General features: G+C 62.1%; 20 protein-coding genes and 3 tRNA genes. 11 read left to right on the top strand and 12 right to left on the bottom strand.

The features are described from left to right. Window positions 1-249: 249 nt before the first annotated feature. A tRNA-Gly gene (locus tag AA309_RS07645) sits at window positions 250-323 on the bottom strand. 17 nt (window positions 324-340) lie between these two features. Next, window positions 341-425, bottom strand: a tRNA-Tyr gene (locus AA309_RS07640). A 189-nt stretch (window positions 426-614) separates the two neighbouring features. On the opposite strand from AA309_RS07640, the gene AA309_RS07635 reads away from it, so the two are divergent. Both AA309_RS07635 and AA309_RS07630 read left to right on the top strand, forming a co-directional pair. Then, window positions 615-1,436, top strand: a complete 822-nt coding sequence (locus tag AA309_RS07635) for a TrmH family RNA methyltransferase (RefSeq protein WP_047188413.1) — start codon at window positions 615-617, stop codon at window positions 1,434-1,436. Window positions 1,437-1,674: 238 nt separating this feature from the next. Beyond that, window positions 1,675-3,384, top strand: a complete 1,710-nt coding sequence (locus AA309_RS07630; RefSeq protein WP_047188412.1) for an MFS transporter — start codon at window positions 1,675-1,677, stop codon at window positions 3,382-3,384. Window positions 3,385-3,462: 78 nt separating this feature from the next. Here AA309_RS07630 and AA309_RS07625 read toward each other — a convergent pair whose 3' ends face one another. Continuing rightward, on the bottom strand, window positions 3,463-3,714 hold the full coding sequence (locus AA309_RS07625; protein WP_052954534.1) for a hypothetical protein: 252 nt from the start codon (window positions 3,712-3,714) through the stop codon (window positions 3,463-3,465). A gap of 206 nt (window positions 3,715-3,920) precedes the next feature. Here AA309_RS07625 and AA309_RS07620 point away from each other — a divergent pair. Continuing rightward, a tRNA-Thr gene (locus tag AA309_RS07620) sits at window positions 3,921-3,995 on the top strand. A gap of 71 nt (window positions 3,996-4,066) precedes the next feature. Here AA309_RS07620 and AA309_RS07615 read toward each other — a convergent pair. The 3 genes from AA309_RS07615 to AA309_RS35095 all read right to left on the bottom strand — a co-directional run bounded on the left by AA309_RS07615 (window position 4,067) and on the right by AA309_RS35095 (window position 6,137). Continuing rightward, entirely contained in the window at window positions 4,067-4,789 is a 723-nt protein-coding gene (locus AA309_RS07615) for a protein tyrosine phosphatase family protein (protein WP_425286855.1), read from the bottom strand. A gap of 27 nt (window positions 4,790-4,816) precedes the next feature. Then, window positions 4,817-5,575 carry a glycosyltransferase family 2 protein gene (locus tag AA309_RS07610; protein WP_052954533.1) on the bottom strand — a complete coding sequence of 253 codons (759 nt, stop codon included), beginning with the start codon at window positions 5,573-5,575 and terminating at the stop codon, window positions 4,817-4,819. 385 nt (window positions 5,576-5,960) lie between these two features. Beyond that, complete coding sequence (locus AA309_RS35095) at window positions 5,961-6,137, bottom strand: hypothetical protein (RefSeq protein WP_160310415.1); 177 nt, start codon at window positions 6,135-6,137, stop codon at window positions 5,961-5,963. Between the two features lie 281 nt (window positions 6,138-6,418). On the opposite strand from AA309_RS35095, the gene AA309_RS07605 reads away from it, so the two are divergent. Then, complete coding sequence (locus AA309_RS07605; protein WP_200901959.1) at window positions 6,419-7,219, top strand: TrmH family RNA methyltransferase; 801 nt, start codon at window positions 6,419-6,421, stop codon at window positions 7,217-7,219. A gap of 97 nt (window positions 7,220-7,316) precedes the next feature. Next, window positions 7,317-8,309 carry an MBL fold metallo-hydrolase gene (locus tag AA309_RS07600; RefSeq protein WP_047188410.1) on the top strand — a complete coding sequence of 331 codons (993 nt, stop codon included), beginning with the start codon at window positions 7,317-7,319 and terminating at the stop codon, window positions 8,307-8,309. Between the two features lie 11 nt (window positions 8,310-8,320). On the opposite strand, the gene cutA is transcribed toward AA309_RS07600, so the two are convergent. Beyond that, complete coding sequence (cutA, locus tag AA309_RS07595) at window positions 8,321-8,644, bottom strand: divalent-cation tolerance protein CutA (RefSeq protein WP_047188409.1); 324 nt, start codon at window positions 8,642-8,644, stop codon at window positions 8,321-8,323. Window positions 8,645-8,696: 52 nt separating this feature from the next. Here cutA and AA309_RS07590 point away from each other — a divergent pair, with 52 nt between their 5' ends. From AA309_RS07590 to AA309_RS07580, 3 genes are read left to right on the top strand one after another with little or no spacing between them, the layout of a single operon-like run. Beyond that, a complete protein-coding gene (locus AA309_RS07590; protein WP_047188419.1) occupies window positions 8,697-9,470 on the top strand; it encodes an NAD kinase in 774 nt (257 codons plus the stop codon). A 52-nt stretch (window positions 9,471-9,522) separates the two neighbouring features. Continuing rightward, window positions 9,523-10,002 (top strand): MaoC family dehydratase, encoded by a 480-nt coding sequence (locus AA309_RS07585; RefSeq protein ID WP_047188408.1) that lies wholly within the window; start codon window positions 9,523-9,525, stop codon window positions 10,000-10,002. After that, complete coding sequence (locus AA309_RS07580; protein ID WP_047188407.1) at window positions 10,002-10,874, top strand: HpcH/HpaI aldolase/citrate lyase family protein; 873 nt, start codon at window positions 10,002-10,004, stop codon at window positions 10,872-10,874. Before AA309_RS07585 ends, AA309_RS07580 begins: the two co-directional genes overlap by 1 nt. Here the strand turns inward: AA309_RS07580 and AA309_RS07575 are convergent. Both AA309_RS07575 and AA309_RS07570 read right to left on the bottom strand, forming a co-directional pair. Then, window positions 10,871-11,479 carry a flavin reductase family protein gene (locus tag AA309_RS07575; RefSeq protein ID WP_047188406.1) on the bottom strand — a complete coding sequence of 203 codons (609 nt, stop codon included), beginning with the start codon at window positions 11,477-11,479 and terminating at the stop codon, window positions 10,871-10,873. The two genes, AA309_RS07580 and AA309_RS07575, sit on opposite strands and share 4 nt — an antisense overlap. A 4-nt stretch (window positions 11,480-11,483) precedes the next feature. Further along, window positions 11,484-12,047 carry a nitroreductase family protein gene (locus tag AA309_RS07570; RefSeq protein WP_047188405.1) on the bottom strand — a complete coding sequence of 188 codons (564 nt, stop codon included), beginning with the start codon at window positions 12,045-12,047 and terminating at the stop codon, window positions 11,484-11,486. A gap of 273 nt (window positions 12,048-12,320) precedes the next feature. Between AA309_RS07570 and AA309_RS07565 the strand changes: the two genes are divergently transcribed. From AA309_RS07565 to AA309_RS36330, 3 genes are all read left to right on the top strand, one after another. Beyond that, complete coding sequence (locus AA309_RS07565; RefSeq protein WP_047188404.1) at window positions 12,321-14,765, top strand: YfhO family protein; 2,445 nt, start codon at window positions 12,321-12,323, stop codon at window positions 14,763-14,765. Window positions 14,766-14,786: 21 nt separating this feature from the next. Beyond that, complete coding sequence (locus AA309_RS07560; RefSeq protein ID WP_052954532.1) at window positions 14,787-15,725, top strand: hypothetical protein; 939 nt, start codon at window positions 14,787-14,789, stop codon at window positions 15,723-15,725. A gap of 98 nt (window positions 15,726-15,823) precedes the next feature. Further along, window positions 15,824-17,197 (top strand): CBS domain-containing protein, encoded by a 1,374-nt coding sequence (locus tag AA309_RS36330; RefSeq protein ID WP_244470291.1) that lies wholly within the window; start codon window positions 15,824-15,826, stop codon window positions 17,195-17,197. A gap of 65 nt (window positions 17,198-17,262) precedes the next feature. On the opposite strand, the gene thrS is transcribed toward AA309_RS36330, so the two are convergent. The 3 genes from thrS to AA309_RS07535 form a co-directional block, all read right to left on the bottom strand. Continuing rightward, window positions 17,263-19,275, bottom strand: coding sequence for a threonine--tRNA ligase (gene thrS / locus AA309_RS07545; RefSeq protein ID WP_047188403.1), 2,013 nt, complete (start codon window positions 19,273-19,275; stop codon window positions 17,263-17,265). A gap of 75 nt (window positions 19,276-19,350) precedes the next feature. Continuing rightward, window positions 19,351-19,680 (bottom strand): membrane protein insertion efficiency factor YidD, encoded by a 330-nt coding sequence (gene yidD, locus AA309_RS07540; protein ID WP_047188402.1) that lies wholly within the window; start codon window positions 19,678-19,680, stop codon window positions 19,351-19,353. Next, window positions 19,680-20,126 (bottom strand): iron-sulfur cluster assembly scaffold protein, encoded by a 447-nt coding sequence (locus tag AA309_RS07535; protein WP_047188401.1) that lies wholly within the window; start codon window positions 20,124-20,126, stop codon window positions 19,680-19,682. Before AA309_RS07535 ends, yidD begins: the two co-directional genes overlap by 1 nt. Window positions 20,127-20,214 lie beyond the last annotated feature (88 nt).

The raw sequence follows: 20,214 nt of genomic DNA, 5'->3' as shown, positions 1-20,214 counted from the left end.
CGCTCAAACTTTTCCTTCGCCATTGATCTCTACCTTACATAGGCCAGGAACAAAAAACCCGAGGCGTCCCGATATTGCGGTTACGCCAAATGCGCAAGTGCCAATTTCAGTCTTGCAGAAGGTAATTATCGAAGAAGCCGTCCCAAAGCCCCGCCATCGAGGTTTTTTGGCGAGCCCATCCGCCGGCAAAAGCGAAGCTTAGGCTGAAAAGAGGCATAATCGTACAGGAATGGAATTGAGAGGAAGAGCTGGAGCGGGTGAAGGGAATCGAACCCTCGTATTCAGCTTGGAAGGCTGCTGCTCTACCATTGAGCTACACCCGCATGCCCTGCTGGTTGGATGGTGGGGGAAGTAGGACTCGAACCTACGAAGGCATAGCCAGCGGATTTACAGTCCGCCCCCTTTGCCGCTCGGGACATTCCCCCTTGCCAACCAAGACGCAGTGCGCCGAGGTCTTCACCCGAGGCGTCCCACCGTGGTGCGGCCGCTCGGTGGCGCTCTTATGGTGACCCTCATGCCCGGTGTCAACAGCAAAGCGCAATGTTTCTAAGATAGATCGTGAATGCGCGCCCCCTGTGCTATGGCAGGCCTTCATCACACGAGACCAGAGCATCATGAGCGAGCGCCCCTTCCATTCCCGAAAGCCCCGTTTCCAGCGCCCGCAGGGCAAGAGACAGGGCCGCCGCGATCCCCAGGCCTGGCGCCCGCCGCACGAGATCGACACCACGATTCTCTATGGCTGGCATCCGGTGGTGGAGGCGCTTCGCAATGGGAAGCGGACGATTCGCCGCCTGCTCGCCACGGAGAACTCCCTGCGCCGCCTCCAGGAGGAGAACGTACCACTCCCCCTGGAGCCCGAGATGGTGCGACCGGACGATATCAACCGTCTCCTGGAGCCCGACGCCGTCCATCAGGGACTTTACGTTGAAGCCGATCCCCTGCCCTCGCCGTCTGTTGATACCTTGAGCGGAAAGCGCGTGGTTCTGGCCCTCGATCAGATCACCGATCCACACAATGTAGGCGCCATCGTGCGCACGGCAGCGGCTTTCGACGTGGAGGCGATCATCACCACCGCCCGCCACAGCCCGGCGGCGACGGGCGTGCTGGCGAAGTCCGCCTCCGGCGGTCTGGAGCACGTTCCCTTCATGATCGTGAAGAACCTGGGCGATACACTCACCGCCCTGGGAGAGCGCGGCTTTCAGCGCATCGGCCTCGATTCGGAGGGCGAAGCGAATATCGATGAGCTGCAGCTGAGACTGCCTCTCGTCCTGGTGCTCGGCTCGGAAGGCAAAGGATTGCGGCAGCGGACCCGTGAGTGCTGCGACGTGATCGGCCGGCTCGACATGCCCGGCGAGATCAAGAGCCTCAACGTCTCCAATGCGGCAGCGATCTCGCTTTTTGCTGTGACCAAAGCCGTCGCCAAGCCAGGCGCCTAGTCAATTCTGCCTGCATAAGCGATTGACGGAAAAGAGTTTTTCCTTTGCCTCAAGCGCTCTTAGACGGAAGTCGCAAATACGAATTGGCAATTGTGGAGAGTACCTGCAGCGTTAGCCTCACCTTCCATGGGATTCTTGGCCGCCCCCGTGGCCACGATGCCTCGGCTCAAGCGGGCGACGCTCAGCTTGATGCCTGAAGACCCGGACCACCGGGCTTATCAATATGGAAGGGAACGCTATGGCAACAGCAGCCACAACAGCGCGTTCGGCCGCCGCACCGCGGCCGATGACGCGGGAAGAGAAGAAGGTCATTCTGGCCTCCTCTCTCGGTACCGTCTTCGAATGGTACGATTTCTATCTCTACGGATCTCTCGCCACGATCATCGGCGCGCAGTTCTTCTCCGCATTCGACGTGACGACCCGTAACGTCTTTGCTCTCCTCGCCTTCGCGGCTGGCTTCCTGGTGCGCCCGTTCGGCGCCCTGGTTTTCGGTCGAATCGGCGACCTCGTCGGCCGCAAGTACACCTTCCTCGTCACCATCCTGATCATGGGCTTCTCGACCTTCATGGTCGGCCTGCTGCCCAGCTACAACCAGATCGGCTGGGTTGCTCCGGTCGTCCTGATCGCGCTGCGCATGCTCCAGGGCCTGGCTCTCGGCGGCGAATACGGCGGCGCTGCCGTGTACGTGGCGGAGCATGCTCCCGTCGGACGCCGCGGCTTCTACACCAGCTTCATTCAGACGACGGCGACCGTCGGCCTGCTGCTGTCTCTCGCGGTCATTCTCGTGCTTCGCATGTCGATGGGCGAGGCAGGCTTCCAGACCGGTGAAGGCTATGCCATTGCAGGCTGGCGCATTCCGTTCCTCCTCTCCGTGCTGCTGCTGGCCATCTCGGTCTGGATTCGTCTGCAGATGCAGGAATCGCCGGCCTTCAAGAAAATGAAGGAGGAAGGCACCCAGTCGAAGGCTCCTCTGAAAGAGGCGTTCGGCCAGTGGCGCAACGTGAAGATGGTGCTCATCGCCCTCATCGGCCTCGCCATCGGCCAGGCCGTGGTGTGGTACACGGGCCAGTTCTACGCCCTGTTCTTCATCCAGAGCATTCTTAAGGTCGACCTGCTCACCTCGAACGTCCTGATCGCCTGGTCGCTGATTTTCGGTACGGCGGGCTTCGTCATCTTCGGTGCGCTGTCGGACAAGATCGGCCGCAAGCCGGTGATTCTCGGCGGCTGCCTGATTGCGGCGATTACCTACTTCCCGCTCTTCGGCGCTCTCACCAACGTCGTCAGCCCGAACCTGACGCAGGCCCTCGAGACAGCGAAGGTCCAGGTCGTGGCCGATCCTGCCACCTGCGGCTCGGTGTTCGACCCCGTCGGCATCCGCACCTTCACCGCCCCGTGCGACGTCGCCCGCGTGGCCCTGGCCCGCGCCGCGATCAAGTACGAGCTGGCTCCGGCTGCGGCTGGCACCCCCACGAAGGTGACCTTCAACGGCAAGGAAGCCCCGCTTGCTCCGGCCGTTCCGGCCAACATCACGGGCTTCACCAATGCCGCTGTGGAAGCTGGCTATCCGAAGGCAGGCGACCCGAGCATCCTGAAGGTCAACGGCTTCTTCTCGGCTCTCGGCAATGCCCAGGCTCTCAAGGCCATCGGCATCCTGACCCTCTTCGTGATCTACGTCACGATGGTGTATGGTCCGATCGCGGCGGCTCTGGTCGAGTTCTTCCCGACCCGCATTCGCTACACCGCGATGTCGCTGCCCTACCACATCGCCAACGGCTGGTTCGGCGGCCTGCTGCCTCCCACCGCCTTCGCGATGGTGGCGGCTACCGGCGACATCTACTACGGCCTCTGGTATCCGATCGTGATCGCTCTCGTGACCTTCGTGGTCGGCCTCCTGCTGGTGCCGGAGACGAAGGATCGCGACATCATGACCTACGAGGGATCGCGCTAAGCGCCTCGCATGAGCTGAAAAACGGAAAGCCCCGCTCACGGCGGGGCTTTTCATTTTGAGCCGAAGCAGCGCGAAGAATCAGTAGCAGGTCGTCACCTTGCGAACGATCCATCCCTCGCCCTCGACAAACAGCCGCTTGCGGGACCGATCGCAGGTCGAGGTGTCCGGCGCATTCGCCTGAATGGCGCCCGTTTCCTCCACATCCTTGGCAGCAACTTCCGTCGCCTTCTGCTTGAGTGTCTTTGCAGCAAGACGCTCCGCTGGCGCTGCATGAGCAGCCTCGGTCGAGAGCGTCATGGCGATCAGGCCAGCCGCGAGCCCGAGGGACACAGCGAATTTAATCCTGCTCGCAAAGAGCAATTTTATGTTTCTGTTTGAAGTACTTAAGCCACTCACAGCAGCATCTCCGTATCCATCGTTTCCCTGACAATTCCACAACGGGAGGATGGTTTCGGTGCGCTGGAGCACTTAATTTTTCTGTATCGATGGAACTTGCATCCCATGCGGGGTACTGCTACCTCAGCATCCACGCGAGAGCCGGTGTAGCACAGCGGTAGTGCAGCGGTTTTGTAAACCGAAGGTCGGGAGTTCGATCCTCTCCACCGGCACCATTCCTTCCTCGGTGAAAGATCAGAAAATTCAACTCGCACAAGATAACTGCACTTGCCATATGGCCTGTGTTCTATTCGCGTCGCAGAACCTTATCCAACAACAGATCCGCCAAAGCATAGGGACGGAAATCACGCTCTAGCTTTTCCGGAGAATATTTCTGTTCGACCCATTCAAGGAGTGGCATGCCGACGGCCTCGCCCTCACTCTGATACTGGTCAAAGAAAGCGTCGAGGATACCGGTCTTTCCAAATCGGATATGCCCATAACGAAGGGAAAGCTGCTTTCGGGCATCGGCAACGGACGCCCCTTCCTGAAGGATGAGATAGAGGGTTGCTGCAAATCCCGCGCGATCTGCACCGGACTTGCAGTGAATGAGCGCCGGATATCGAAGGCCGTCGAACACCTTCTTGGCTTCTCGAATCGTTCCGACCGAGGGCGCGGCTCTCGAGCGGATCGTGAGCTCAACAAGGTCCATGCCATGCCTATCGCATGCCTCCCTTTGCAGCTGCCAAGAGCCATGCTCGCGCTGTCCGCGCAGATTCACGATGGTTCGCACCCCTGCCCTCGCCAACCGCGCAAGTTGATGCGGGGCAGGCTGCGCAGAGCGCCATACCTTGTCTGTAACAAGGTGTCGGTTCGAATTGATAAGCCGAAATACCCCGTGATCAACAAAGAGCATGTTGACCCAAGCAGCTATCCGATCACGGGTGCCGCGGATGGGACGATCCCAACGCACGACGCGCGCCATACGACGGGCATTGCGCGTTTCGATAGATTGAAAATACTTCAGCAATCCAGTTTTCCGTGTCGTCAGGCAGCTTCAACGATTGCCTTCGCCTTTTCCACCAAATCCGAGGATCAGCAACCGATATGTTCTCAGGTAAGCGATCGTGGAAGCCAAGGCAAAGCCATATACACCGCCTGTGAAGTGACGCCTGATGAAATAATACTTGAACAGCGTCAATATATACTCGAACGGAAGCCTGATGAGCACCAAAGCAGGATTCTTCGGGATCTCTCTCTTCTGGAGCTTGAAGTATCGAATGTTCTTCTCGATGAGATGAGGGATCGACCTGATCGTCTCATGATAGATCGGCTGGCGTACCTGTACCCTGTTGGACCTCGCGAGCTTGACCTCATCGTGAACCAGGCTGTCCGGAAAGCGGCAGGCACGCCTGTTATAAAGGCGGACATAGTTGTGCTCGTCAGCCCAGAGGCGTGGCTTGGCGGCACCGGGATAGATCGTTTTGATATGGAAGCGGAAGCCATGCACATCCGACGAGATCGGCTGGCTGAGAATTGAAATCAGCTCGGCACGGACCCTGTCACTCAACCACTCGTCGGCGTCGAGGTTGAAGATCCAATCATGAGAGGCCGCATCCTCGGCAAAACGCTTCTGTGGACCATACCCCGGCCACGGATTATGGATGACGCGAGCGCCCAAGGATCGGCAGATGTCCTGCGTTCCGTCCGTGCTGCCCGAGTCGACCACGATGACCTCGCGCGCAATGCCGTGAACGGATTCGATGCAGCGCCGGACCCGGTCTGCTTCATTGAAGGTGATGATCGTGCAACTCACATCATGCCGTATGCGAGCATCTCTAAGCTGCCGGATATCGGTAGGCGCAGTCTGATTCATAGGAATACAAGCCAAGAGATGAGGCAAAAAACGAGCGCCGGGACGGCGAAAAGTGGGCCGTCTATGGCATTTTGCGCCTGTCAACGCAATCTCAGCACCGGGCCGGGGACTCTATGCCACGGCAAAATCCTAGCATTTGCTTTTATTTCAACAAGTTACCCTGTCATCAGTTCTTGGCACAGTATGTCTGAGGTGCAGATGATGAGGCGCATGCGTCCTATCACATCCCCCTCTGAGTGGCCAACCGGCTTGGTCAAAGTGCGAGCCCCTCTCGTCCAACCGAGCATCATGCCAAGGCAGTCTCGCGAGACGATCCGCACGAGCCCTAGTGAATCCGCTCCTTGCCCCAATTGTCGTGCGTGCCCTTCTCTGAGGTCTCCCGCTCGACCCGGTTCAGCCGGTTGCGGCGACCGCTGAAGACATACATGAAAAGCCCCAGCAGGAGCGGTCCGCCGATGATAACAAGGCCCCACACCCATCCGTCTGCAATATCCCATTCCATTGTCGATCTCCCTGCGGCGGACCATACCGAGAGGCCCCGCCAATGCTGGAAGGCTAACCGGGAGTCAAAGTCGTTGTTCCGCCGGCAGCGCCAACCGAGCGCATCGTGCTTCAAAAGTGGACCCAGTTTTTCGCTGACGCGGACCTCCTGTTCCGCGCCCCGACGATACGCTGCTCTATGAAGGGAGCATCGGATCAAGTGCAAAAGTGCATTCCACTCTTGGGTTCGAGGCTCTAGGAAGAGGCGCACCACGTCGTTTCTGTCGGAGACAAGGACAGCTGATGCCGATCGCCATTACCGATCCTGACGATCCTCGGATCGAGCCCTATCGCGCGGTGCGCGAGCGGGATCTGGTCGGACGACAGCATCGTTTCATCGTCGAGGGTGAGGTCGTCCTGCGTGTCCTGCTCCAGCAGTCGCGCTTTGACATCGAATCCCTCCTGCTGGCCGAGAACCGCATCGATAGCTTGAGCAATGCACTCGAGAACCTACCGCCGAATGTGCCCGTCTACACGGCGAACCGGCAGGTGATGGACGCCATTGTGGGCTTTCCGATCCATCGCGGCATCTTGGCCATGGCCCGGCGGGCGCCGCTGCCCCCGGTCGAAGACTTCTTGGCAACACTCCCGCAAGAGGCGCTGATCGTCGGTCTGGTGGGATTGGCGAACCACGACAACGTCGGGGGCATCTTCCGCAACGCCGCTGCCTTCGGCGCGCAGGGCATTCTGCTCGATCAGGAAAGCTGCGATCCGCTATATCGGAAAGCGGTGCGCGTGTCGGTGGGCGGAGCCCTCATCGTGCCTTTCACGCGGGTGGCCTCCGCTAATGCGATGGTGCGGGCCTTGCAGGGTGCATCCTTCGAAATCCTGGCGTTCTCTCCGGCGGGCCAAGAGATCCTCTCACAGGTGAAGCCTGCGCGTCGAACGGCATTGCTGTTGGGAGCGGAGGGACCGGGACTGCCGCCTGATCTGCTTGCCCAGACCCGCACCGTGTCCATCCCCATGAGTGGCGGCTTCGATTCCCTCAACGTCGCTACCACGAGCGGCATTGCCTTGCACCATCTGAAGTCTCAACGATCCTGAGGAACAGCAGGCTCCTCGCCGAGTTGTGAAGGGTCATTCTCTTGCTTCGAAGCTGGGCCGTTCTAGGCTCCTGGCATCGATGTTGGAGAGGAAACAGATGACAATCACACGCCGTACCGCTCTTGCGGGCACCGCTTTTGCCGCCGCTCCCCTTGGAGGATCCGCCGCCTTGGCCCAGAACAGCCCAGCCATGCCGAGCACCGCCTCTTCTGGCTCTCGATCCCAACAGGCTCCCGGCTTCTACCGCTACAAGGTCGGGGACATTGAAGTGACGGCCATCAACGACGGCTTCGCCCGCCGCCCGGTCGAAGGCTTCATCAAAAACGCAGAGCTCAAAGACGTACAAGCCGCCTTACAGGAGGCCTTCCTGCCGACGGATGCCTTCCCTATCACCTTCAACACCCTCGTCCTGAATCACGGCGGCAAGATCACCCTGATCGATACCGGCAACGGCGACATGGGCGCACCGACTTCCGGGCGCTGGATGGCGAATTTACGCGCCGCCGGCTTCGATCCCGCCCAGGTGAACACGGTTGTCATCAGCCATTTCCACGGCGACCACATCAATGGCCTTCGCCTGAAGGACGGCACGGCGGTATTCCCGAATGCCGAGGTGATGGTCCCTGCCGCCGAATGGGCGTTCTGGATGGACGATGCCCGCATGAACCAGGCGCCCGAGGCCATGCAGGGCGCTTTCCAGGGCGCGCGCCGTGTGTTCGGCCCCATCGCTCAGGACGTGAAGCGCTACGAAATGGACAAGGAGGTCGTGCCAGGCCTCACGAGCATCGCCGCCCCTGGCCATACGCCCGGCCACACGGCCTACATGCTCTCCTCCGGCTCGGCCAAGCTGATGATCATGTCGGATGTCACGAACCACCCTGCCCTGTTCGTACGCAATCCCGATTGGTCGGCGATCTTCGATATGGATGCGGACCAAGCCCGTGCCACTCGCCGTCGCATGCTCGACATGGCGGCCACGGAGAGGGCGCAGGTGGCGTTCTATCACGCCCCCTTCCCGGCCACGGGCCATATCGCGAAGGAGGGCAGCGGCTTCCGGTTCGTGCCGGTGCAGTGGAGCCCATCGATTTAACGGGCGACGGCTCAGCCGCCCGACGTCTCTCCGATCAGCCAGTCCAGGGTGGCGGCATCCGCCCCCGAGGGCTCGATGAAAAAGATGACCGGCGTCTCGTAAGGGTGCCGGTCCTTCAAGGCCTGATGGACCTTGTCCTGCAGGCCCTTTCGGGTTTTGAGGATGCCGACCGCTTCCTCCCCATGCTCGACCGCCTCTTTCCAGGCATAGACCGAGCGCATCCCCGGCAGCACGTTGATGCAGGCGATCAGGCCGTCACGAACGAGGGTTTCCCCAATCGAAAGGGCGGTGTCCACATCGGGAAAGGTCGTATAGACGAGAAGTGGCCGATCCATGCTATGCCTGTGCTTCGTAGCCTTTTTTCAGGCGCAGCGAGGGTATCTGGGCATGGCCCGTCGTTTCAACAAGATTGCATTGGTGGCCAGCGCCGCGCCTGATGCGCAGAGCGCGCTTCATGCCCTGATGAGCCGCTATGAGAACGTCCCCCCGGAGGAAGCAGACGTGATCGTGGCGCTCGGCGGCGATGGCCTGATGCTGCAGACCTTGCATGCCACCATGGGCGCGGGGAAGCCCATCTACGGCATGAACAAGGGCACGGTCGGCTTCCTGATGAACGAGTTCCGGGAAGACGAGTTGTTCGAACGCCTGGAGAATGCGGAGCGCAGCGTCGTGCACCCGCTCCTCATGGTCACCTGGGACGTCCACGGCGTGGCGCATACGGCCCGTGCCATCAATGAGGTCTCCATGCTGCGCCAGACCTACCAGGCGGGCAAACTTCGCGTGAGCATCGACAGCAAGGTGCGCATTCCCGAACTCATTGCGGACGGCATTCTCGTCGCCACGCCAGCCGGGTCGACGGCTTATAATCTCTCCGTGGGCGGCCCGATCCTGCCGCTGAACTCACCCCTTCTCGCGCTCACGCCGATCTCCGCCTTTCGCCCCCGCCGTTGGCGCGGTGCGCTGCTGCCGGATCACGCCAGGATCGAGGTCGAAGTGCTGGAGGCGGAAAACCGCCCAGTGAGTGCGGTGGCGGACCACACGGAGTTCCGCAACGTGTCCCGCGTGCAGGTTTCCATGGACAGAAGCGTCGACCTCGTCATGCTGCACGATCCCGGCCACAGCCTGGACGAGCGGATTCTGCGGGAGCAGTTCGGTTATTGATTTCGAAGAGGCGTGAACAACATGCCCTTTCCGTAACAAGGAGGACAGCGTTATGAACGATGAGAATAGACACCCGCGCGGCGGCCTCTATTTCGAGGACTTCGTGGTGGGGACCACCATCAAGCACCGTCTGACAAGGACGGTGACGCAGATGGACAACATGCTGTTCTCCAACATGACGCTGAACCCGCAGCCGCTCCACATCGACGCGCATTTCTGCGCGACCGAAACCGAGTGGGGCAAGCCGCTCATGAACTCGCTGTTCACGCTGGGCCTCATGATCGGCATCTCCGTCAACGACACGACGGTCGGCACCACCATCGCCAATCTGGGCATGACGGACGTGAAATTTCCCGCGCCGCTCTTCGAGGGCGACACCGTCCACGTGACGACGGAAATCGCCGACAAGCGTGAATCGAAGTCGCGCCCGAATGCGGGCATCGTCGAGTTCATCCACCGCGCCTACAAGCAGGATGGCACGCTCGTTGCCGAGTGCCGCCGTCAGGCTTTCATGCGCAAGAGGAATGCGTGATGCGCTCTCTGCTTTTCGTCCCCGGCGACAGCCAGAAGAAGCTCGAAAAGGCCCTCACTTCAGGAGCCGATGCACTCCTCATCGACCTGGAAGATTCCGTCGATCTGAATGCCAAGGAAGAAGCGCGACGCATCACTTCGGAATTCGTCGCCGAGCATCACTCCAAGTCCGGGCGCCCGCGCTTCTATGTGCGCGTGAACGGCCTCACCACGGGCATGATCGATGCGGATCTCGACGGCATCATGAAAGCCGCGCCTGACGGCATTGTTCTGCCCAAGACCATCGGCGGCGCGGATGTCGCGCATCTCGGCGCGAAGCTCGCCGTGCGCGAAGCGGAATTCGGATTGGAGGATGGCGGAACTCGCATTCTCGCCATCGCGACGGAAAATGCATCGGGCGTCTTCGCACTCGGCACCTTCGGGGGTGCGAGCCACCGCCTCATGGGCCTCACCTGGGGCGGCGAGGATCTGTCCGCAGACCTCGGCGCGGAAGCCAATCGCGACGAGAACGGTGTCTACACCGATCCCTACCGCCTCGTCCGCTCGCTGACACTCCTTGGAGCAACAGCAGCGGGTGTCGACGCCATCGATACCGTGTTCACGAATTTCCGCGACATGGAAGGTCTCGCTACGGAGTGTCACGCCGCGCGCCGCGACGGTTTCGTGGCGAAGATGGCGATCCACCCGGCACAAGTGCCCGTCATCAACGAGGCCTTCACGCCGTCGCCTGAAGCGATTGAACGCGCGAAAGCGGTGATCGAGGCTTTCAAGGCCAACCCGGGCGCAGGCGTTGTCGGCGTCAATGGCGAGATGCTCGACCGCCCGCATCTGCTGCGCGCCGAGAGGCTGTTGAGGCGGGCCGGGCGGACCTAACCACCCGGTCGCGTGATCGAGAACTTCGTCTCCGGCGTCGCGACGAAATAATCGCGATACCCTGAGCGCGCGATGGGACGCATGGCGGCCGTGTCCACTAGGCCGTTCACGATGTAGCGGTCGTCGATATAGACGCCGACCACCTGCCCGATCACGAGATAGTAGGACGGCTCGCCACCCTCCAACGGCACGAGCGGCACGGTCTGCATCCACTTGCATTCGAGCGCCGCGAGAGCATCCGCCACACGCGGCGGCTTCACCAGCCGAGATGGAGCGGCTTTGAGGCCCGCATGCTCCATCTCGTTCACGCCGCGCGGCAAGACGGCCGAGGTGGCATTCATCTGCTCGCGCAGATCGTAGGTCGCGAGATTGCAGACGAACTCCTTCGTCTCCGCGATGAAGGTAAGCGCATCCTTCTTGCCTGCCGACGAGAACGCCACCATCGGCGGGCGCTCACCAATCGCGTTGAAGAAGGAATAGGGAGACAGATTGATCTCTCCCTTCGCGCTCATGGTGGTAATCCAGCCGATGGGACGGGGTGTCACGATGGCCTTGAAGGGATCGTGCGGCAGGCCGTGGGCGTTACTCGATGTCTCGTAGAACATGCGCTTAAAACCGCGTGACGATATCGGTGAGGTTCGGACGGTCGCGATCGGTGGGGTTTTCCGTAGCCGTGCCGATATGGACATACCCTGCGATACGCTCGCTTGGGGCAAGGCCCAAGGCATCGAGCACCCGGCGGTCGAACGCCGCCCAGCCTGTCAGCCAGGACGCGCCGTAGCCCAGGACATTGGCCACATTCAGAAGGTTCATGCAGACGGCACCGGCGGAGAGCACCTGCTCCCATTCTGGGATCTTCACATGCGGCACGACGCGTGAGACCACCGCCACCACGAGCGGAGCTTGGGAGAAGCGCCCCCGCTCGGCAGCGATCATCGTAGCATCGGTGTCGGGGTTATCGGCCTGAAAGGCCTTGGCGAGAACCTCCCCCAGCCGCTGCCGGGCTTCGCCTTCGATGAGGATGAAACGCCAGGGCACCAGCTTGCCATGGTCCGGCACCCGGGCCGCCACAGTGAGCATGGTCTCGACGTCTTGAGCGCTCGGACCCGGCTCCCCCAGCCAGCGCGGCGGCACGGAGCGGCGGCTCATAAGGAGGGAAAGGCTTTCATTCATGGGGTCTTCATCCAACTCGGATAATGTGGAACAATGCTCGTGAATTCCCGCAAGGGTGCAGGTGGGGGCTCGGGTTTTGCCTTGGTCTCGCCGTCTTGCTGCTGTTGAGAAACACGGGCGTTCCAGGACGTAATGCCGTTGCACAGTCAACAAACGGCAACGGATGTATAGGGGGAGTGCGGTGATCCGCCAAGCAGGCTCCTTCCTGCAGCGAGCCCGACGGCTGGCTGGAGGGAGAAATGATCTATTTGCGCAGCGCCGTTTGTTAAAGACATGCAGACATCCTTGCTCGGATCCGATGATCCCACCCCAAGCCTGGAATGGTCCAGACGCCAGACCTTTCTGGCCCTTGGCCTCATCCTGATTGCCTGGGCGCTAGCAGCCGCCATCTGGCCCCTGACCGGCTCCGTGGTCCCCTGGGACTCCAAGAACCAGTTCTACCCCACCCTGCGCTATCTCGGCGCGGCCCTCGCCCACGGCGAACTGCCCCTCTGGAACCCTTACCATTTCGGCGGCCACCCCTCCGCCGCCGATCCGCAATCGCTTCTGTTCACGCCCACCATGCTCCTGTTCGGCTGGCTCAAGCCTCACCCTTCCATGGAGCTGTTCGACCTGGTGGTCTTTGCCCATTTCCTGCCCGGTGCTCTGGCCTTCCTGCCGATCTTTCGCCGGCGCGGCTGGCATTGGTCGGGAGCAGTGGCGGCGGCGATCGTGTTCATGCTCGGCGGCTCGGCAACCGCCCGTCTGCAGCACACGGGCATGATCCTCAGCTACGGCTTCTTTCCGCTCGCCTTCTGGCTGCTCGAAGAGGCCCTGGACCGGCTCTCCTATCTCTATGGCGTGCTTTTCGCCGTCAGCGCCGCCCTGATGGTGATCGGGCGCGATCAGGTGGCCTTTCTCTGCGCTCTGACCCTGATCGGCGTGGCCGCGCACCGCCTCTGGACCGCTCAGAAGCCCTTCGCCTATCTGCGCTCGCGTCTGGGCCTTCTGATGACGATGGCTCTGATTGGCGGCGCGCTGCTGACGGTGCCGGTCATCCTGACCATGCAGTTCCTTGCCACCTCGACCCGACCCTCCTTCGGGTTCGGCGTGGCGGCCATGGGCTCCCTGCCTCCCGAGAGTCTTGCGACGATTCTCTTCGGGAACATCTTCGGGTCGCTGCGCTGGACCTACGATTACTGGGGACCTGACTGGCATAGCCTGTCCGAAGGCACTTGGACCGACCGGGCCACCAATTACCTCTTCATCGGCACGATCCCGGCCCTCTTCATTCTCTGGCACGGCATCGCGGGTGGACGGCTTTTCGCACGCGAATTCCGGTTCTTCCTCGTGGTTGGCCTGCTGGCGATCCTCTATGCGCTTGGTCGCTACACCCCCGGTTTCGAAGTGATCTTCGATCATATGCCGGGCGTGAACCTCTACCGCCGTCCGGCGGACGCCACTTTCCTGATCAACATCGCGCTCGCCTTCTCGTCCGGTTACCTTGTCCATCGCTATGCGACAGAGGGGCTGCCGAGCTGGAGCAAGGCGGCCCTCGGCCAGCTCCGCATCGCACTGCCGGCCCTGGCGGTGGCCCTCGTTATTGCCGCCTTGGCGAGCGCTCTCGCCTTCGCCGTCAAAGGCGGGCAAGTTCCGTCGACCCTGACCGAGGCTGGTGGCGGCCTCTTGGCAGCCATTCTCGTCATGGGACTTGTGATCAAGCTGGGCGGCTCGGCCTACAGGCGCGAGGCCGTTGCGTTCGCACTCGTGGCTCTGACCGGTGCCGAGCTCATCAGCCGCCATGCCGCCTCGGCTCTCAATGCAGAGCCCGCAGGACGCTATACGGTCTTCACCCAATTGCCGCCCGAACAATTGCAGGGCCTGCAGATCCTCAAGCGAGAGCTGGCGGAGCGCCACAGGCAGGGTGAGTATCCCCGCGTGGAGATTTTAGGGCTGAAAGGCTCCTGGCAGAACGCCTCCATGGTCCTCGAGATCGAGGACATCATCGGCTACAATCCCCTGCGCTTGGCCGATTACGAGCGAGCCATCGGGCCAGGCGAGAATGCCGAGGATCCGAACCTGCGCCAGTTCCCGACCTCGTTCCGGGGTTATGAATGCGAGCTCGCGGGCCTGCTCGGCCTCGACTACCTCGTCCTCGACCGGCCCGTTCAGAAACTGCCTCGCCACTTCCCGCGCCTGACCGACGCCGAAGTCGTCTATGGCACGGGCAAGATGTGGATCTATCGACTCAACTCGGCCGGCCGGCGCGCCTATGTGGCCCATCATGTCCAAGCCGTGGATTCGGAAATGGTCCTTGGTCAGGAGGAACTACCCGACTTCAACCGTGAGACGGAAGCGCTGATCGACCAGGAGAGCATGCCCCTGCTCAAGGCTCACTATGCTCCTGTCCGTCCTGTTGCCGATAAGTCCGAGAGCAAGGTGCGGATCGTCAGCTACATGAGGAACTCCGTCACTCTCGAAGTTGAGGCCTCCGAACACGGCGTTCTCGTGCTGCACGACATCTATTATCCGGGCTGGGAGGCGAGCGTCGACGGCGAGCGCCGCCCGGTGCTCCGCGCCAACCTGCTGTTCCGCGGGGTGGAAGTGCCGGCGGGCAAGCACAAGGTCGAGTTCGAGTTCCGGCCCCTGTCCCTTGAGAATTTGGTTGCGGCGGCTTCCGATCTCGTGGACACAGAGGACAAGCCGATCCAAACCGCCGTCGCCACGCCTGTGCGATAGCAGGACATTTGTTCTCTTCTGATGACGTTCCTGAACCCACGCCTCTCTGCCTTGAGCCTGCTGGTTTGCCTGACGGCCTCTGCCGCCTCGGCGCAGACGCTCACGCAGCCCCTCGGAGGGGCTCCCCAGCCCTTCGGCCCGCCGCCCCCTCTTGGTGTGCCCTCTCTGTCGCAGAGCCCTCCGCCTCCGCTGGCTCTGAAACAGGTGGTGGTCAATGCGGGCGCAATCTTTGCCGAGAGCAACGAGCCGATCCGCTCCGGTCTCGTCTGGCGAGTCTTCGAGGATAGAGGCGACACCTCCCAGCCGAACATCGTCGCCCGGTCCAGCAGCCCGACGCCGAGCTTCACATTGGCTCCGGGCAACTACATCGTGCATGTGGCCTATGGCTTTGCCAGCGCCTCCAAGCGCATCACCGTGCAATCCGGAAACCTCAACGAGCGCCTCGTCGTGAGCGCAGGAGCGCTCAGGCTGAAAGGCGCAGTTGGCGAAAGCCCGATCGGCCAGAACCGTGTGACCTTCTCCGTTTATGTGCCGGAAGCCCAGAACTCGGAAGGACGGCTCGTCATTGCTAATGCCAAGCCGAACGACGTGATCCGCCTCCCCGAGGGCACCTATCACGTGGTTTCAACCTACGGAGACGCCAACGCCATCATGCGCAGCGACCTGAAGGTGGAATCCGGCAAGGTCACGGAAGCGACCCTGAACCACCGCGCAGCGACCGTCACGCTCAAGCTCGTGGCTTCCGAGGGCGGCGAGGCTTTCGCCGGCACGGCCTTCAGCGTGTTGACCCCCGGCGGCGACGTGATCCGCGAAGCCATCGGCGCCTTCCCCTCCGTTACTCTGGCGGAAGGCGAATATGTTCTGATCGCCCGTCACGAGGGCAAGGTCTACACGAAGGAATTCAAGGTCGAGAGCGGCCTCGATCGCGATATCGAAGTGCTCGCCAGGGCCGCTCCCTGAACCTTTTCCGCCCTCGCCGCATTGACCGAACGCTAGTCATCGGTCGCGCCGGGCATGCCTCAACCTTTCAAGGCGCGGCTTTGAGAGGGATGAAGCTCATGAGAATTTCAGACATCATGACCCGTAACGTGCGCGTGGTCTCGCCCGACAGAACCATTCAGGAGGCCGCGCGGCTGATGGATGAAATGAATGTCGGCGTGCTGCCCGTCTGTGACGGACGACGCCTGCGCGGCATGATCACGGATAGAGATATCACCACGCGCGCCACCGCCGCCGGCCTTCCGCCCGACACCACCCGAGTGCGCGATGTCATGTCTGAGGAGGTCTGGTGGTGCTTCGACGACGACGATGTGGGCCACATCGTGCAGCTGATGAGCGATCACCAGATCCGGCGCCTGCCCGTCGTCGATCACGACAAGCACCTCGTCGGCATCGTCGCGCTCGGAGATCTCGCGACCGACGACGAGCAGGATGCCGGCCGCGCCCTGCACCGCATTTCCATGCCCTCCGAGCCTGATCGCAGCGGGACACCGACAAGCGCCCGCGCCGATCAGACACGAAGAGGCGGACAGGCACCTCTGACGGGTGACGAGCGACAGGAATTGGATCGTCGCTTGAGCCGGGAGGACGACGACTGGTGCCATCGCCCGCACGATTATCGTGAACGCGGCCGCAGATATGCAGAGCGCGATGAAAGGCGTGGCGGCGTCGAGTTCCGCTTCCGCGACGAGGATGACGTGCGCGCGGCCTTCGGCAGTTTCGGCTATCCGGGCGAAGAAGGTATGCGCGACGCACGGATGCGCGGCGGCTTCGGCGGCGAAGGCTATCAGAGCTACGGTGACCCTTACGCTGGACGCGGCTCCGCCGGGCGCGGCTATCAGCCGAGGCACTACGGCGTCTCGACGGTCACCGGCGAGCGAGCGCGTCCCGGTGACGACAGCAGCGAGAATGATCGTCTCATGCAGGATCGCGAGCGCACCTGGTCTTTGGTGAACGAGCGGCGCGATCACAGCAATTACGGCATGGGCCCCGGCAACACGCGCTTCGGCAATGATGCCACGGCCAGCCGTGGCGAGGTGCGCCGCGAAGATCATCGCGGACGCGGCCCGCGCAACTATCAGCGCTCCGATGATCGCATTCGTGAGGATGTGAGCGAGCGGCTCAGCGACGATGTGCGTGTCGACGCGTCTGAGATCGAAGTCGCAGTGCAGAACCGCGAGGTGACGCTCACCGGCACGGTGCGCGACCGCAACGAGAAGCGCTGGGCCGAGGACATCGCCGAGTCCGTATCGGGCGTCACGCATGTGCAGAACAACCTGCGCGTCGGCCAGAGGCAGGGCGGTCACAGGACGGGCACTGAAGCGGGCGATGCGGCCGCCGCAAGCGGCAATCCGGGCAGCGGCCCGGCGGGCACGACGGCCGGCACGGCGCCCGGCGGGCGCACGAGCGGACGGCAGCGGCAGTCGACCTGACCTCTGGACATAAAAAGGCGGCGCCTCCTTATCAGAAGCGCCGCCTTCTTTCGTGTGATTGGCTTTTATGCGACCGTGCGTGCAACCACGTGATGGCCGTCGAGCGTGGCGTTAGCTTCAGGCTCCGACACGGCCTGCGCAGCGCGCCTGCGGTCCGGCGTGATCGCCTCCACCGCGAGCGCCCTCAATGCCTCGTCGAGCGACATGGTCTTCTGGTCGGGGCTGCCGAGACGGCGGATCGACACCGTGCGCTCGGCGGCCTCTTTCTTGCCCACAACGAGAAGCACCGGCACCTTCACCATCGAATGCTCGCGGACCTTGTAGTTGATCTTCTCGTTGCGGAGATCAGCCTCGACGCGCAGGCCCATCGCTTCAGCCGCCTTCACCACTTCCATGGCGTATTCGTCGCCCTCGGAGGTGATGGTGGCGACAACCGCCTGCACCGGCGCGAGCCAGAGCGGGAAGTGACCGGCGAAGTGCTCGATCAGGATGCCGGTGAAGCGCTCCATGGAGCCGCAGATCGCGCGGTGCACCATGACGGGCGTCTTCTTCTGGCCGTCGTGGTCGACGTAGAACGCGCCGAAACGCTCCGGCAGGTTGAAGTCCACCTGCGTGGTGCCGCACTGCCAGTCGCGACCGATGGCATCACGCAGCACGTATTCGAACTTGGGCCCGTAGAACGCGCCCTCGCCCGGGTTGATCGCGGTCTTGATGCGCCCGCCGGACTGGTCCTCGATCTGCTTGAGCACGCGGGTCATCACCTCCTCGGCGTGATCCCACATCTCGTCGGTGCCGACGCGCTTCTCTGGACGGGTCGAGAGCTTCACGACGATCTCCTCGAAGCCGAAATCGGCGTAAGTGGAGAGGATCAGGTCGTTGATTTTCAGGCACTCTTCGGCGAGTTGGTCTTCCGTGCAGAAGATATGCGCGTCGTCCTGCGTGAAGCCGCGCACGCGCATGAGGCCGTGCAGCGCACCCGACGGCTCGTAGCGATGCACGTTGCCGAACTCGGCGAGGCGCAACGGCAGGTCGCGGTACGACTTCAGGCCGTGCTTGAAGATCTGCACGTGGCCCGGGCAATTCATCGGCTTGATCGCAAAGATGCGGTCGTCCTCGGTCTGGGTCGCGAACATATTCTCGCGATACCAGCCCCAGTGGCCGGAGGTCTCCCACAGGGCCTTGTCGAGGATCTGCGGCGCGTTGACCTCCTTGTAGTCGCCCTTCAGGCGGCGACGCATGTAGGAGATCAGCTCCTGGAACACTGTCCAGCCCTTGGGGTGCCAGAAGACGACGCCCGGCCCTTCCTCCTGGAAGTGGAACAGGTCCATCTCGCGCCCCAAGCGACGGTGATCACGCTTCTCGGCTTCCTCGAGCTGCCTGATGTAGTTGTCGAGGTCTTCCTGAGAGGCCCATGCGGTCGCGTAGATGCGGGTGAGCATCGCGTTGTTCGAGTCACCGCGCCAATAGGCACCCGCCACCTTCATGAGCTTGAAGGCGTTGCCGATCTTGCCCGTGGAAGTCATGTGCGGACCGCGGCAAAGATCGAACCAGTCGCCCTGGAAGTAGATCTTGAGATCCTGACCCTCCGGGATCGCATCGACGAGCTCGACCTTGTAGGCCTCGCCCTTCTCGGCGAAGACCTTCTTGGCCTTGTCGCGGTCCCAGACCTCCTTCGTGAAAGGCTTATCGCGCGCGATGATCTCGCGCATCTTCGCCTCGATCGCCGGAAAGTCCTCCGGGGTGAAGGGCTCGTTGCGGGCGAAGTCGTAATAGAAGCCGTTCTCGATCACGGGACCGATGGTCACCTGCGTTCCCGGGAAAAGCTCCTGCACCGCTTCCGCGAGCACGTGCGCACAATCGTGCCGGATCAGCTCCAGCGCGCGCGGGTCCTCGCGGTTGAGAAACTCGATCTTGGCATCTTTCGTGATCGGATCGGCGAGATCGGTGACCGTGCCGTCGAGAGCCATGGCGACGGTGCGCTTGGCGAGCGACTTGGCAATGCCCTCCACGATCTCGCGGCCGGTGGTGCCGGGGGCATACTGGCGCTGGGCGCCATCGGGGAATGTCAGGGTAATCATCAAAACTTCTCCTGGCTCACTCCTGCCAACGGAGCAGGTAAGCGGGGGCCGACGGTTTGTTAGGACAAGGCGAACTCAGCCGCCGTCAGGTTCGACCGAATCGCAGGTGATCGGGGGAGCGTTCACGCCTCTCCAGCGACCATAGGCCCACGGCTTATACCAGGCCGAGCCTTCGGGCAATGTTTCAGGAACAAGGTCGATGCCATGGGTACCGAATGGCCCGCAGCGGCAGATACGGGAAAAACCCATCCAGCCACCCGCCCAGAATCCGTGCCTCTGGATCGCCTCGTCCGTGTAGTCCGAGCACGACGGCAGGTGTCGGCACTGGCGGCCGATCAGACCTGACAAGCTCAGCTGATAGCCCCGGATCGCCCAATGGGCCGCCCGCTGGACCGGACTTGGCATTATTCCCTGCCTCTCGCCCGTCGCGCCTCGATCTGGTCGAGGGCGGCCACCACTGCATCGAAGGTGAGAAGAATCGACGCATGGCGGGCCTTGTAGTCTCGCAGGGGCTCCAGGACCTTCAGGTCCTCCCACTTACCCTCGGGTGCCTCGGCATTGGCCTTGAGCACCCGGGTCGCGACCTCCCTCACCTCCCGAAGCTCCTCGGTCGTCGAGCCGATCACATACTGCCCCATGATGGCGGAGGAGGCCTGGCCAAGGGCACAGGCCTTCACGTCATGGGCGAAAGCCGTCACGACGTTGCCATCCAGCTTCAGATCAACCGTCACGGTAGAGCCGCAAAGCTTCGAACGAGCCGTCGCCGACGCGTCCGGCTCGGGCAACCGCCCGAGATGGGGAATATTGGCCGCAAGCTCGAGGATACGGCGACTATAGATATCGTTCAGCATTCCGGTCTATGACATTATAGATGGGAACGTTCTCCACGTTTCCATCATCCTATATAGAGAGCATGACCGAACTCCGCGATAGGGCTAG

Origin of the sequence: Microvirga vignae (assembly GCF_001017175.1) — a bacterium.
In the GTDB taxonomy this organism is placed as follows: Bacteria; Pseudomonadota; Alphaproteobacteria; order Rhizobiales; family Beijerinckiaceae; genus Microvirga; species Microvirga vignae.
This window is presented reverse-complemented; position numbering and strand designations above follow the sequence as displayed.

What these genes read in the sequence shown, in the direction of transcription:
- AA309_RS07590 (WP_047188419.1), top strand. Translation starts at nt 8,697, where the DNA reads ATGGCCCGTCGTTTCAACAAGATTGCATTGGTGGCCAGCGCCGCGCCT.
- AA309_RS07570 (WP_047188405.1), bottom strand. Translation starts at nt 12,047, where the DNA reads ATGAATGAAAGCCTTTCCCTCCTTATGAGCCGCCGCTCCGTGCCGCCG.
- AA309_RS07575 (WP_047188406.1), bottom strand. Translation starts at nt 11,479, where the DNA reads ATGTTCTACGAGACATCGAGTAACGCCCACGGCCTGCCGCACGATCCC.
- AA309_RS07535 (WP_047188401.1), bottom strand. Translation starts at nt 20,126, where the DNA reads ATGCTGAACGATATCTATAGTCGCCGTATCCTCGAGCTTGCGGCCAAT.
- AA309_RS07635 (WP_047188413.1), top strand. Translation starts at nt 615, where the DNA reads ATGAGCGAGCGCCCCTTCCATTCCCGAAAGCCCCGTTTCCAGCGCCCG.
- AA309_RS07580 (WP_047188407.1), top strand. Translation starts at nt 10,002, where the DNA reads ATGCGCTCTCTGCTTTTCGTCCCCGGCGACAGCCAGAAGAAGCTCGAA.
- AA309_RS07565 (WP_047188404.1), top strand. Translation starts at nt 12,321, where the DNA reads ATGCAGACATCCTTGCTCGGATCCGATGATCCCACCCCAAGCCTGGAA.
- cutA (WP_047188409.1), bottom strand. Translation starts at nt 8,644, where the DNA reads ATGGATCGGCCACTTCTCGTCTATACGACCTTTCCCGATGTGGACACC.
- thrS (WP_047188403.1), bottom strand. Translation starts at nt 19,275, where the DNA reads ATGATTACCCTGACATTCCCCGATGGCGCCCAGCGCCAGTATGCCCCC.
- AA309_RS07605 (WP_200901959.1), top strand. Translation starts at nt 6,419, where the DNA reads ATGCCGATCGCCATTACCGATCCTGACGATCCTCGGATCGAGCCCTAT.
- yidD (WP_047188402.1), bottom strand. Translation starts at nt 19,680, where the DNA reads ATGCCAAGTCCGGTCCAGCGGGCGGCCCATTGGGCGATCCGGGGCTAT.
- AA309_RS07630 (WP_047188412.1), top strand. Translation starts at nt 1,675, where the DNA reads ATGGCAACAGCAGCCACAACAGCGCGTTCGGCCGCCGCACCGCGGCCG.
- AA309_RS35095 (WP_160310415.1), bottom strand. Translation starts at nt 6,137, where the DNA reads ATGGAATGGGATATTGCAGACGGATGGGTGTGGGGCCTTGTTATCATC.
- AA309_RS07560 (WP_052954532.1), top strand. Translation starts at nt 14,787, where the DNA reads ATGACGTTCCTGAACCCACGCCTCTCTGCCTTGAGCCTGCTGGTTTGC.
- AA309_RS07585 (WP_047188408.1), top strand. Translation starts at nt 9,523, where the DNA reads ATGAACGATGAGAATAGACACCCGCGCGGCGGCCTCTATTTCGAGGAC.
- AA309_RS36330 (WP_244470291.1), top strand. Translation starts at nt 15,824, where the DNA reads ATGAGAATTTCAGACATCATGACCCGTAACGTGCGCGTGGTCTCGCCC.
- AA309_RS07600 (WP_047188410.1), top strand. Translation starts at nt 7,317, where the DNA reads ATGACAATCACACGCCGTACCGCTCTTGCGGGCACCGCTTTTGCCGCC.